The organism is Huaxiibacter chinensis, from assembly GCF_022171985.1.
Taxonomy (GTDB): Bacteria; Pseudomonadota; Gammaproteobacteria; order Enterobacterales; family Enterobacteriaceae; genus Enterobacter; species Enterobacter chinensis_A.
Map to the genome: position 1 here is coordinate 1 of NZ_JAJVHF010000060.1, position 938 is coordinate 938.

Sequence of the window (938 nt, forward strand, 5' to 3'; positions counted from 1 at the left end):
TTCTACGGCACGTTTGAAGGCGCGCTGAAAGGTCTGGTCATACATGTGATGGCGACGCACGACACCGCTCCGTGGATCGGTCGAATGCGTGTGCTGCGCAAAAACCCAGAACCACGGCCAGGAATGCCCGGCGCGCGGATACTTCCGCTCAAGGGCGTCGGGAAGCGCAACGCCGCTGCGGCCCTCGGCCTGGTCCTTCAGCCACCATGCCCGTGCACGCGACAGCTGCTCGCGCAGGCTGGGTGCCAAGCTCTCGGGTAACATCAAGGCCCGATCCTTGGAGCCCTTGCCCTCCCGCACGATGATCGTGCCGTGATCGAAATCCAGATCCTTGACCCGCAGTTGCAAACCCTCACTGATCCGCATGCCCGTTCCATACAGAAGCTGGGCGAACAAACGATGCTCGCCTTCCAGAAAACCGAGGATGCGAACCACTTCATCCGGGGTCAGCACCACCGGCAAGCGCCGCGACGGCCGAGGTCTTCCGATCTCCTGAAGCCAGGGCAGATCCGTGCACAGCACCTTGCCGTAGAAGAACAGCAAGGCCGCCAATGCCTGACGATGCGTGGAGACCGAAACCTTGCGCTCGTTCGCCAGCCAGGACAGAAATGCCTCGACTTCGCTGCTGCCCAAGGTTGCCGGGTGACGCACACCGTGGAAACGGATGAAGGCACGAACCCAGTGGACATAAGCCTGTTCGGTTGGTAAGCTGTAATGCAAGTAGCGTATGCGCTCACGCAACTGGTCCAGAACCTTGACCGAACGCAGCGGTGGTAACGGCGCAGTGGCGGTTTTCATGGCTTGTTATGACTGTTTTTTTGTACAGTCTATGCCTCGGGCATCCAAGCAGCAAGCGCGTTACGCCGTGGGTCGATGTTTGATGTTATGGAGCAGCAACGATGTTACGCAGCAGGGCAGTCGCCCTAAAACAAAGTTAG

1 protein-coding gene is annotated in these 938 nt (G+C 59.4%); it reads right to left on the reverse strand.

Features of this window, described 5'->3' with window-relative positions; genetic code table 11:
* Positions 1–798 (reverse strand): class 1 integron integrase IntI1 (gene intI1 / locus LZP96_RS23915; RefSeq protein ID WP_016809449.1); only part of this gene is annotated, 798 nt, incomplete at its 3' end.
* Positions 799–938: the final 140 nt, after the last annotated feature.